The following is an 11,173-nucleotide window of genomic DNA, read 5'->3' on the forward strand; positions in this document are numbered from 1 at the left end:
TGGCTGATGGATGATATTTCTGATGAAGAACAGCATTTTATTTTTGAACTGATTGAACGCCGTCATGACGAAGCTTCCACAATTTTCTGTACCCAGTACAAGAAAGATGACTGGTTTGACCGTCTTGGTGGTGGAGTCCATGCAGATGCTATTCTTGACCGTATAGTTCACAATGCAATCTTTGTTGAAACCGGTTCAATGAATATGCGTGAATTCTGTGCAAAAATGCATAAATAATTTTTTGGTGCTCTACTAAATATTAGTGGTGCTCCACGCGTGAATTGCTGTTGCTCAAATTTGAATTTGATGGTGCTTTTCACGCGGAATAATCATTATTGAGATTTCGTGATTTTTTATAATAAAAGTGGCTAAATATGTGCTATGCTATATATATGCAAGCAGATTACAGAAAACTATGGAAACTTCTTATCGATAAAAACATGAAAAAGACAGATTTAATTCCAATTGCAGGAGTTTCTACCAATATTGTTGCCAAATTGAACAAGGGTGAATATGTCTCTATGGATAGTTTGGCTAAAATTTGCAAGGCGTTAAACTGCGACATTGGCGACATTGTTACTTTTGGAGAAAAATAAGTTTAGGTGTCACTATTTGACAGTTAATTACTATAGGCTTAGAAAAAACGACAGGCACAAATCTTCATGAAGCAGAAAGCTGTAAAATCGCTCTTGAAATGATGGAGAACGAAGAATGATTTATATTCAGAAACATAACTCTCCAGAAGTTTTGATAGAACTAAAAAAGAAAATTTCCAAAGGCAAATCTTTTGAATCAGCAATAGAAACCCTCAAAAATAAGAATAAAGATGTTGATTTTTAAGACAACATTTATGATAAGAATGCAAAGCGAAAAGAAATTGAAATCAACGAAATAAAGGAAATATAAATGGCAAAATCAAAATCCCCAAAAGCCAAATCATCTTCCGCCACCATCGGCTTTGAACAGCAGATTTGGGACGCAGCCTGCGAACTTTGGGGACACATTCCCGCTGCAGATTACCGTAAAATCTTTACAGGACTTATCTTCTAAAAATACATCTCAACCGCATTTGAAAAGAAATACAAGGAGCTTGTAGAAGAAGGCGATGGCTTTGAAGACGATCCAGATGCATACGAAGCAGACAACATTTTCTTTGTTCCGCCAGAGGCACGTGGAGTGAAATTGCAAAGGCAGCCCACACTCCAGAAATCGGCACAATCTTAGACAAAGCCATGATTGCCATAGAAGCCGACAACAAAAGCCTCAAAGGAGTCCTTCCAAAAAACTACGCAAAACCCAGAACTGGACAAACGCGTCCTTGGTAACGTAGTAGACGTATTCACCAACATGGACATGAGCGACACCGAAGCAAGCAAAGATGAACTGAACCCCAAAAGTTGGACATTTTTGGAGGTTAGTTATATGAATAAAAAATATTCAACAGAATTCAAATTTAAGGTTGTACAAGAATACCAAAAGGGAGAAAAAGGAAGTCATATTCTTGGACATGAGATGAATATTCATCCAAGTATGGTACTGAGCTGGTATCATCTATATAAGCAACATGGCATAGACGGTTTAAGAACAAGGCGGACAGCCTCCCCTTACAGTGAAGAGTTTAAGGAAAAAGTACAACTTGAGCTTCGAAACAAGGCTCCTATAAATTTTCTAAGAGCAAAATATCATTTATCACCTTCAACTTTACAGCGATGGAGGCTAGAATGTGGTATGGCAAAAAAATCAGTCACAAGGATTATAACCAGGGAAGAATTAAATGCCCTGCAAGAAAAACATAAAGGCACAAAGGATTCTGAGATAAAAGAACTCTTAGAACAGCTTGAATATGCAAAAATGGAGAATGACATTCTAAAAAAATTGGCGACCTTGGTTCAAGCACGCAAAGAGAAAGAGCGGCGGCAATCAGAGAATTAAGGTCTGGATACAATTTAAATAGATTGCTGAAGTATTTTAATATGGGCCGTTCTACATTTTATGAAAATTTGAAACCTCAAAAGGATAAATACAAGGAAATAAAAAGTGAGATCCTTGATATTTATTACAAAAGCAACAGGCGTAAGGGCTACAGATGGATAACCTCAGACCTGAAAAAGCTCGGCTATAACATCAACCATAAGACTGTGTTACGATTAATGCAGCGGCTTGGGATAAAAAGTGTTGTCAGGGCTAAAAAATATAGTTCATTTACAGGCTCTGTCTCAGGAACTGCGGTAGAGAATATTCCGGGCAGAGATTTTTCCACAACAGAGATTAACCAGAAATGGACGACTGATGTAACCGAATTTAAGGTATGCGGAAAAAGAGTTTATCTTTCCGGGATTATGGATATGCACAGCAAGGAGCTTATTGCTCATACAGTAGGTTTTTCACCAAATATGAAACTTATTATGAGAATGATAAAGCTTGCTTACCGAAAGACAGGGAATCCTAAAAATGTAATCATTCAATCTGATCAGGGCTGGCAGTACAGACATGTTTCATATAAGCATTTTCTGAAGAAGAAAAATGCTGTTCAAAGTATGTCGCGAAAAGGAAATTGTCTTGATAATGCCGTAATCGAAAACTTCTGGGGAATATTAAAAACAGAATGGTTTTATCTTAATGATTTTGATTCTGTAGATACATTCCTCGAACAACTTGAGGATTACATTCATTATTTTAATTATGAGCGAGATTCAAGTGTTTTGAATTATCGGTCTCCAGTTGAAGTCCGAACAAAAAAAATGGTAGCATAAAATTGTCCAAAAAAGAGGGTTCAGTTCAAAGACCTCTTGGGCCGCACCTACGAATACTGCATCGCACAGTTTGCATCCTACGAAGGAGTGAAGGGTGGCGAGTTCTACACACCGGCAAGCGTAGTAAAAACAATCGTAAATATCTTAAAGCCTTCAGAAGGAAAACGCGTTTACGACCCATGCTGCGGTTCGGGCGGAATGTTCGTTCAGTCCGTAAAGTTCATTCAGGAGCACGCAGGAAACAGAAGCAACATCTCAGTTTTCGGACAGGAAGCCAATGCCGACACCTGGAAAATGGCCAAAATGAACATGGCAATCCGCGGAATCGATGCAAACTTTGGCGACCATCCCGAAGATACTTTTTTTCAACGACCTGCATTCCACGCAGAAGTTCGACTTCATCATGGCAAATCCGCCCTTCAACTTAAGCAACTGGGGTCAGGATAAATTGCAGAACGACCCGCGATGGGGGCTCGGACTTCCACCAGCAGGCAACGCAAACTACGCCTGGATAGAACACATGATTTACCACCTGGCTCCAAACGGAAAAATCGGTCTTGTTCTTGCAAATGGCGCCCTTTCCACCCAGACTAGTGGCGAAGGAGAAATCCGCCGTAAAATAATCGAAGCAGATTTAATAGAAGGAATTGTCGCCATGCCAACCCAGCTTTTCTACAGCGTAACAATTCCGGTAACCCTCTGGTTCATTACCCGCGGCAAAAAGCAGACCGGCAAAACCCTCTTCATAGATGCCTGCAGCATGGGCCACATGGTAGACCGCAAGCACCGCGACTTTTCCGAAGAAGACATCACCCGCCTTGCCGACACCTTCACCGCCTTCCAGAAGGGCACCCTCGAAGATGTAAAAGGCTTCTGCGCAGTTGCCACCACAAAACAAATCGCCGACCAGGATTACATCCTCACTCCTGGCCGCTACGTTGGCATAGAAGAAAAAGCCGAGGACGATGAACCTTTTGATGATAAGATGACCCGCCTGACCACCGAACTTGGCGGAATGTTCGCAAAGAGCCACGAGCTCGAAGAAGAGATAAAGAAAAATCTTGCAGGAATTGGGTTTAAGATAAAATAGAGAACAAACGGATTTGTTCGTAGCTAACGCTACTCACGGAGGAAGTATGCTTTTATATGAAGAAGAAACTGGAAAAATTCTTAATGCCTGTATGAATGTTTTTGATGAACTTGGTAATGGTTTTCTAGAAGCAGTTTATCAGGAAGCTTTAGCGATAGAATTTGAAGAAATGCATATTCCTTTTGAAAGAGAGGCTAAAATAAATATATTTTACAGGGGAAAGAAACTTGATAAAGAATATTATGCAGACTTTATCTGTTATGACAAAATTATTGTTGACTTAAAAGCAATTTCTAAACTTGTTAATGCCAACAAAGCGCAAGTAATTAATTATCTTCATGGAACTAAGTTACTGGTAGGATTGCTTGTTAATTTTGACGAAAGTTCTTTGAAGTGGGAAAGACTTATTTTGTTGAAGAATGATAAAAAGGAATAACAAGCGGATTGGTTCGCAATTAACGTTGCTCACTTTTTTTTAAGTGAAGACCGTTAGGTCTGAACAAATCCGTTTGTTTAGAATAAAGGAATGAAAATGGAAGAGTGGAAAAAATGTAAACTTGGAGAATTTTTCGAACTTCATCGAGGTTATGATCTAACAAAATCTGAAATAAAAGAAGGACCTTATCCTGTTGTATGTTCAACTTCAATTATGGGTTATCATAATGAATATAAAGTTAAAGCTCCCGGTGTAGTTATTGGTCGATCGGGAACTTTGGGAGAAGTTCAATTCATAGATACAGATTATTGGCCTCATAATACATCATTGTATGTAAGTGATTTTAAAGGTAATTCTCCTAAGTTTATCAAATATTTTTTACAACTGTTCGGAACAGGAAATGTTGGAGGAGGTTCTGCAGTTCCTACATTAAACAGAAATCATCTTCAAGCATTAACTGTAAGAGTTCCCCCTCTCCCCACCTAGCAAAAAATCGCCGCCATCCTCTCATCCCTCGACGACAAAATCGAACTGAACAACAAAATAAACACCAACCTCGGACGACAAGCCCAAGACCTCTTCAAAAACTGGTTTGTAGATAAATATGAAAAGGAAGGAACTATTGGCGATTATTGTGCAGTAAAATCTGGATTCGCATTTAAAAGTGCATGGTGGCAAGATGAAGGAACAAAAGTAATTCGAATTGGAGATATAGAACAGGGATGCTTAAATCTTGAAACTTGCGCCCATGTTGCAACTGATAAAATCGAAGTTGCTAAAGACTTTATAGTACAAGGTGGAGATTTAGTTATAGCCATGACAGGAGCTACAATAGGTAAATTCTCCATGATTCCAAAAACACAAGAACCAATCCTAGTAAATCAACGAGTTGGCAAATTCTTCTTAGGTAATAATCCAATAGAAAAAGTTCCATTCATATATTGCACTTTGAAACAAGAAGAAGTCATAACAGAGTTTATCAATCGAGGTCAGGGAAGTGCCCAACCAAATATCAGTACTAGCGATATTATTTCTATTCCCTGCTGGATACAAAATAAAAATGAAATTGATAATTTCAACAAAACAATTCAACCAATGTTTGAAACAATCATTTCAAATCAAGAAGAAAACCGTAAATTATCAGTTCTTCGTGATTCGCTTTTACCAAAGTTGATGAATGGAGAGATTGAGGTTTAATTTCGAAAAATTTGTTGCTAATTGATTGATTTTTTAGTATTTTAAAGGTATTTACAATTTAAGGGAGAAGTTAATTGCAAAGTTTTGCTTTTTGGTATAAAAGTTTAGACTCAACTATAAAGGTTGAAGCCAAATTAAATTTTAATCTTTGGGCTAGTTGTGAATTTCAAGCAGATAATGAAAATTATTTAGATATTGGAATCTTGACAAAAAACACAAAAAACATAAAACAGCTTTTCTTATTTGTTCCATTTTCAGTTAAATCTTCAAATATAAATGATTTGGGATGTAAACTAAAAGAAAAGTTACCAAGTGCTTTGTTTAATGAAAATTTATCGGTAAAATCTGTACAAAATAAACTGATCCTTTAGAAAATGAAAAGAATCCTTCAAAAAATTTTTATGCATATACATTAAAAGATGAAATAAAGATAAATGATGGATTTGATAAAGCTATTTATGACAATGGCACTATATTAAGTATTAACCTTTTTGATGAGAAAACAAATAAGAGTTTATTTTCGAATTTGGAAAAAGAAAAGGATAATATTTATTTTCGTTTTAGAATAAAAAATGTTGATTTTAAGGAAATATTATCTTCATTTGAACCTACAACAAAAAACTTTCAAAATTATTTCTACACAACATATACAATTGATTTTCGTTTTAATAATAAAAGAAGCTTGGGAGATAATCTTCTTCAACAAATAAATCTTTATGATAGATTTGTAATAGAATCTGTTCATTTTCTTTTAATTACAAAGACATCTGTAAATTTATTGACAACAGAAGAGTGCTCTCCAAGAAAACTTGAAAAAGATATATGGAATGATTATATTGACAATGAAAATACCGATAATTTGATTGCCTATCATTATAAAAAAAGTTTTAAGAATAAGGATACCGGTGAAATTAATTATAATAATGAGGCGGTTGATTTTTTTATAAAATATGATGTAGGAAAGTCAATTTTTTGGAAATATTTTGGTTAACAATAATAATTGGATCCGCAGGCTCGATTTTAGGTAATGTTATTTTGAATCTTCCTTCTTGGGTATGCAAATTAATTCAATGCTTCCAATAAAATAATATATCTATTCATTTTTCCAGATCCGTGATAAACTATCTTGATAGGGAGGATAACTATGATTTGTAATATTAAAAGAATCACTGCCGTTGATTCAAAAATAGACTCAATCTTTAGCGAACTCTCATTTTTACGAACAGAATACCCTGAATTTTACAGTTGGTTTTATGATAAAGTAGTTCCAGAACTTTCAAATGGCTCTCGTGAAGTTTTTATTGCACAAACCCCTTTAAGTTTTGGAAAGATAAATGGTGTTTTAGTTCTTAAAAATACTAACTCTGAAAAAAAAATCTGTACACTTTATGTTGATAAAGAAAGTCGATTGAATGGTATTGGTCAGCGATTTATAGATATTGCTTTCAATGAACTCGATACAGATAAACCATTGATAACAGTTTCTGATAATCGAATTTCAGATTTTTCTAGACTTCTAAAAAAGAATAATTTTGAAATTGTAGATTCTTTATCAAATTATTATTCAGAAAATCATGTTGAATATACATTTAATGGACATTTATATCTTCCTGAGAATGTAAAATATGCTTAATGCTATTTTCGCGATAAAGCCGAAATATGTAGAAAAAATTTTTTCTGGCGAAAAACGGTTTGAATTTAGATCTACCGTCTGTAAACAACAAATCAATAAAATTGTAATTTATGAAACTTCTCCTATAAGTAAAATCGTAGGAGAAGTTTCTGTTTCCAAAGTCTTAAAAGATACTCCAGAAAATATATGGCTTAAAACTAAAGACTATGCAGGTATTGATTATGATTCGTTTATGAATTATTTCAAAGAGCGTAAATTTGCTTTTGCATATGTTTTAGAAAATCCTACAAGATATGAAACTCCAAAATTTTTATCTGAATATAATATAAAATCTGTTCCACAAAGTTTTGTTTATTTGAAATAAGTCAAAGCAAGCGTTGCGGGCGGCGCTTGAGCCCGCAGAAGGGGGTAGCGGACAAGCCAACAAAGCGGAGAGAATCGTCACTGTTTGCAGGGGCGGTCCGTGGAGCGACTTGGCTTGGGAGCGAGGGGAAGGCTTTCCCCTTCTTCTTATAAATATTCGGAGGTACAACAATGCCAACAGATACGAAAAGTGAAATCGTGATTTTTAAGACAGCGGACGAAAAGATTTCTGTTGATGTTCGTTTTGAAGGCGAAACTGTCTGGCTTACTCAGGCTCAGCTGGTGGATTTGTATGGTTCGAGTAAGGCAAATGTAAGTGAACATATAAAGCATATTTTTGAGGAAGAAGAGCTTACAAAAGAGGCAACTGTTCGGAAATTCCGAACAGTTCAAACAGAAGGAAGTCGTAATGTAGAACGAGAGGTTGAATATTACAACCTCGATATGATTATTTCACTGGGCTACCGTATAAAGTCCAAGATCGCAACACAGTTCCGTCAGTGGGCAACAAAGCGGCTGAATGAATACATCCGAAAAGGCTTTACGATGGACGATGAACGGCTTAAAGAAGCTGGTGGCGGAGACTATTGGAAAGAGCTTTTGGCTCGTATTCGTGATATTCGTTCTTCGGAAAAAGTGATGTATCGTCAGGTTTTGGATTTGTATGCTACAAGTGCTGATTATAATCCTAAGTCGGCTGAATCTGTTGCGTTTTTTAAGATGGTTCAGAATAAACTTCACTATGCGGTAAATCGTCAGACCGCAGCCGAAATTATATACGATAGGGCTGACAGTGAAAAAGATTTTATGGGACTCACTTCTTTTAAGGGAGCTGATGTTACTTTAGAAGATGTTCGTATTGCTAAGAATTATCTTTCTGAAAAAGAGCTTAAAAAACTGAATGCGCTTGTTTCGGCTTTTTTTGACATGGCAGAGTATCAGGCTGAAAATCACAACGTTATGCACATGAGCGATTATGTAGAACAACTTGACCGCACAATAAAATCTGTTGGAGAAGAAGTTCTGGAAGGCGCCGGAAAAATCAGCCACAAAAAAGCCATGGAAAAAGCAGAAGTTGAATATAGAAAGTATCAGGTAAAAACTCTTTCTTCCGCTGAAAAGGCGTATATTGAGACGCTTAAAGAATTGAAGAGGATTGAGGGGAAGAAGAAGTAGCTGATGTTGTAGGTTTCTTTTCCTCCAAAAAGTAAAATAACAATCCTTCTTATTTTACTTTCCGGTTTAAAAGTAAAATAATACAGTTTACTATTTTACCTTTAAGGAAAATTAAGTTATTACTTCTACTTACTTTCTGAAGAAATACAGTTTTCAAGATATAGTAAAAGTTCATTAAATTTGTAAGCTCTTTTCTTTTCAAAGAAAATAAACAGTGAAACTACTAGAGGAAATACAAAAATAAAAATTGAAATTGTGCTAAGCGGAGTTTCTAGTTTCGATACTTCCTCGATGTTTCTTGCAAATAAATAAATTAAACTAAGCACGCTAACACTTTGTATTCCTTCAAAAAAGAATGAATAACGATTATCATATTTTGATTTTTCTAGAACTAAATACTCTTTAAACTCAACTAATACTTTAGGATTTTCTGTATTTAATTTATTTATCAATTTCATAATTTCTGATTTTTTTTCTCTAGAGTTATTAAAATTCTGAACAATTGAATGTGCAGAAACCTTTTGAAATTTATATAAGTCCTTTGAAGTACAAATAGAACCTATAATTACATAGAATAGCTGAATGGCATAGGAAACAATAAAAACTAACATAGAAATTGTTTCAAACAGTTTCTTTTTTATCAAAATTACTGATACAATTTCGAAGATAAGTGGAATAAATGTAAAAATAATTGCAGGTTTAAGGTCTTTAAATGTAAATGATATACGCTTTTCATTTTTTCCCAAAATTTTTTCAATCAATAAAATCAAATCTTCATTCATAATTTCGCTACCCCTTAATAAACTCTTCGTTAATCTTTTCCTTAGCGCTTTCCCTTAGGCTAGTGAATTTCTTCCACTCAATAATTTTGTAATGCTGCAAGATCCCCAATACAACAGGAGCTGCAATTTGTAAGCTTTTGCTTATCTGCATAAGGCGATCTAAGGTAAAATAATGACGGTACTGACTTCCTAACTCAAGAATCTCATCGGTGTGAAGTAATTCAGAAGCTTTAGCATCGGCCTGGATTTCCAGTTCTGAACTGGCACTTGAATCCATATTATCAAGGCAGCCTTGTTTCAGGTGCTTTAAATGCAAAAGGATATGCGAGATTTCGTGAGCAATAACAAACCAGAAGTTATCAACTCTATCGTAGCGGGCTGTATAGACAATGAATGGATTTTCTCCGAGTGTAAAAGCTGCGCCATCAAGATATGTTTTTTGCAGATGACTTAGAACAAAAAAGCCAACGCCACAGGAATGTAAATCAGAAATAATTTTATTTATTCCGTCTTTTTGTAATGTGTAAGCACAGAGATTTTCTGCAATTGTCTCCAATCCAGCTTTATTGAATGCAGGAAGAGATTCTTTTTCTGCATAGATTTTTGCAAACTGGTACCATACATTACAATATGTAAGAGTATAATCATAGTCAAATTTTGTCTGGCGGGCACAAAACTTCATTGAATCTGTTTGTGGAATAATTTTTTCGTCCCCAAAAATACGTTTTCGTTCAGCGTTTATTCCACAAACAGTTGAAACATCATTTTCAAACCAGCCTTTTTTCTTCATTTCAGATACAGGCATCAGTTTTCTAAACTCTGCTTTTGCATATGTAAGTTCTTTCTTGTCTGAAGGTTTTTCTTCAAGCTTTCTAAGCTGATATTTCGCATCAAGATTCAACCACATTTCTGCAGAGGTTGAAAATGTCTTGCCCAAAAGTTCTGCGGTTTCTGGTGTAATGGCCTGCTTATTATTCAAAATGAGATTTACGCTTTTTAATGATAATCCTAAGATTTCTGCAAGATCATCCTGCTGCCAGCCAAGTTCTTCCATTGCATCTTTAATGATGTCTCCAGGTCCTGGATTATAAAAAGGCTTTAATGTTTCGGACATGTTCTTAGTCTCCATAATGTTTTGTTAAATCATAAAGGCCAATAATGCCGATTGTGCATTCATTATTGGTCCATTCAATTTCCATTTCCAAACGCCAAGTCCTATCCATGCGCATAGAATATCTCTTATTCCCTTCAAGATGTTCGAAATTATATGAGGGAAATTTCCATACATCTTGAATTACTGTAGCAGCTGATAATACATCGACAGCACGAACAAGTTTCTTTGCAACCTGCATAGGGACTGTTTTATATTTTTTTGAGGAGCCAGTCTGATATAAAAGTTTTAATTCATCAGTAAGAAACTTTACTTCCATGTGAAATAGTCAATAAAAGTGCAGTCCCAAATACCCCTTAAATTAAGCTGCTATTAACATAGCTGTTTTTGACAGCCTGTATTTAGTTGGAGGAAAACCTCCGTTTACAGTGCTGATTCTTACAGTGTTGTAGTAAGCAAAAATGTATCTCCAGACTTCTTTTTTTACTTCTTCGGCTGTCATTTTTGTCGTGTCCATCTGATAGATTTTTTCCTTTTTAAGGGTAGCGAAAAAACTTTCCATTCTGCAGTTGTCGTAGCACTTTCCGACATCGCTCATGCTCTGGACAATATGCAGCTGTCCAAGAACCTTC

The 11,173-nt window shown here is 35.5% G+C and carries 19 protein-coding genes and 1 pseudogene; 16 read left to right on the forward strand and 4 right to left on the reverse strand.

Annotated features, from left to right (window positions below; translation table 11 throughout):
• The 16 genes and pseudogenes from B5D47_RS10915 to B5D47_RS10975 form a co-directional block, all read left to right on the forward strand.
• Nucleotides 1-237, forward strand: a 237-nt coding sequence (locus B5D47_RS10915; RefSeq protein ID WP_159443531.1) for an ATP-binding protein, incomplete at its 5' end; no start/stop codon positions are given.
• A gap of 155 nt (nucleotides 238-392) precedes the next feature.
• Complete coding sequence (locus tag B5D47_RS10920; protein ID WP_078931871.1) at nucleotides 393-596, forward strand: helix-turn-helix domain-containing protein; 204 nt, start codon at nucleotides 393-395, stop codon at nucleotides 594-596.
• 115 nt (nucleotides 597-711) lie between these two features.
• Nucleotides 712-840, forward strand: a complete 129-nt coding sequence (locus B5D47_RS11830; protein ID WP_268811083.1) for a hypothetical protein — start codon at nucleotides 712-714, stop codon at nucleotides 838-840.
• 66 nt (nucleotides 841-906) lie between these two features.
• A complete protein-coding gene (locus B5D47_RS11585) occupies nucleotides 907-1,050 on the forward strand; it encodes a hypothetical protein (RefSeq protein WP_200806587.1) in 144 nt (47 codons plus the stop codon).
• A 131-nt stretch (nucleotides 1,051-1,181) separates the two neighbouring features.
• Complete coding sequence (locus B5D47_RS11740; protein ID WP_234970062.1) at nucleotides 1,182-1,325, forward strand: hypothetical protein; 144 nt, start codon at nucleotides 1,182-1,184, stop codon at nucleotides 1,323-1,325.
• A 97-nt stretch (nucleotides 1,326-1,422) separates the two neighbouring features.
• Entirely contained in the window at nucleotides 1,423-1,932 is a 510-nt protein-coding gene (locus B5D47_RS11590; RefSeq protein ID WP_200806588.1) for a helix-turn-helix domain-containing protein, read from the forward strand.
• On the forward strand, nucleotides 1,920-2,753 hold the full coding sequence (locus tag B5D47_RS11350; protein WP_234970064.1) for an IS3 family transposase: 834 nt from the start codon (nucleotides 1,920-1,922) through the stop codon (nucleotides 2,751-2,753). Before B5D47_RS11590 ends, B5D47_RS11350 begins: the two co-directional genes overlap by 13 nt.
• An 87-nt stretch (nucleotides 2,754-2,840) precedes the next feature.
• A pseudogene (locus B5D47_RS10935) lies at nucleotides 2,841-3,843 on the forward strand (N-6 DNA methylase).
• A 46-nt stretch (nucleotides 3,844-3,889) separates the two neighbouring features.
• Nucleotides 3,890-4,279, forward strand: coding sequence for a GxxExxY protein (locus tag B5D47_RS10940; protein WP_078931872.1), 390 nt, complete (start codon nucleotides 3,890-3,892; stop codon nucleotides 4,277-4,279).
• A 90-nt stretch (nucleotides 4,280-4,369) separates the two neighbouring features.
• The gene (locus tag B5D47_RS10945) at nucleotides 4,370-4,765 is read left to right on the forward strand and encodes a restriction endonuclease subunit S (protein ID WP_078931873.1); all 396 of its coding nucleotides are present in this window, start codon (nucleotides 4,370-4,372) and stop codon (nucleotides 4,763-4,765) included.
• Between the two features lie 135 nt (nucleotides 4,766-4,900).
• Entirely contained in the window at nucleotides 4,901-5,476 is a 576-nt protein-coding gene (locus B5D47_RS10950; protein WP_234970073.1) for a restriction endonuclease subunit S, read from the forward strand.
• Between the two features lie 74 nt (nucleotides 5,477-5,550).
• The gene (locus tag B5D47_RS10955; RefSeq protein ID WP_078931875.1) at nucleotides 5,551-5,847 is read left to right on the forward strand and encodes a hypothetical protein; all 297 of its coding nucleotides are present in this window, start codon (nucleotides 5,551-5,553) and stop codon (nucleotides 5,845-5,847) included.
• 155 nt (nucleotides 5,848-6,002) lie between these two features.
• Nucleotides 6,003-6,467 (forward strand): hypothetical protein, encoded by a 465-nt coding sequence (locus B5D47_RS10960; RefSeq protein WP_078931876.1) that lies wholly within the window; start codon nucleotides 6,003-6,005, stop codon nucleotides 6,465-6,467.
• A 153-nt stretch (nucleotides 6,468-6,620) separates the two neighbouring features.
• The gene (locus B5D47_RS10965) at nucleotides 6,621-7,109 is read left to right on the forward strand and encodes a hypothetical protein (RefSeq protein WP_078931877.1); all 489 of its coding nucleotides are present in this window, start codon (nucleotides 6,621-6,623) and stop codon (nucleotides 7,107-7,109) included.
• Entirely contained in the window at nucleotides 7,102-7,473 is a 372-nt protein-coding gene (locus B5D47_RS10970; protein WP_078931878.1) for an ASCH domain-containing protein, read from the forward strand. Before B5D47_RS10965 ends, B5D47_RS10970 begins: the two co-directional genes overlap by 8 nt.
• A 170-nt stretch (nucleotides 7,474-7,643) precedes the next feature.
• A complete protein-coding gene (locus tag B5D47_RS10975; RefSeq protein WP_078931879.1) occupies nucleotides 7,644-8,648 on the forward strand; it encodes a virulence RhuM family protein in 1,005 nt (334 codons plus the stop codon).
• A 125-nt stretch (nucleotides 8,649-8,773) separates the two neighbouring features.
• Here B5D47_RS10975 and B5D47_RS10980 read toward each other — a convergent pair whose 3' ends face one another.
• The 4 genes from B5D47_RS10980 to B5D47_RS10995 form a co-directional block, all read right to left on the reverse strand.
• A complete protein-coding gene (locus B5D47_RS10980) occupies nucleotides 8,774-9,430 on the reverse strand; it encodes a hypothetical protein (RefSeq protein ID WP_078931880.1) in 657 nt (218 codons plus the stop codon).
• 7 nt (nucleotides 9,431-9,437) lie between these two features.
• Entirely contained in the window at nucleotides 9,438-10,544 is a 1,107-nt protein-coding gene (locus tag B5D47_RS10985; protein ID WP_159443536.1) for a HigA family addiction module antitoxin, read from the reverse strand.
• A gap of 4 nt (nucleotides 10,545-10,548) precedes the next feature.
• Nucleotides 10,549-10,860: a type II toxin-antitoxin system RelE/ParE family toxin gene (locus tag B5D47_RS10990; protein ID WP_078931882.1), complete on the reverse strand. Its 312-nt coding sequence runs from the start codon at nucleotides 10,858-10,860 to the stop codon at nucleotides 10,549-10,551.
• A 42-nt stretch (nucleotides 10,861-10,902) separates the two neighbouring features.
• Nucleotides 10,903-11,173 (reverse strand): IS3 family transposase (locus B5D47_RS10995; protein ID WP_234970061.1); only part of this gene is annotated, 271 nt, incomplete at its 5' end.

It is taken from the genome of Treponema berlinense, from assembly GCF_900167025.1.
Classification (GTDB): Bacteria; Spirochaetota; Spirochaetia; order Treponematales; family Treponemataceae; genus Treponema_D; species Treponema_D berlinense.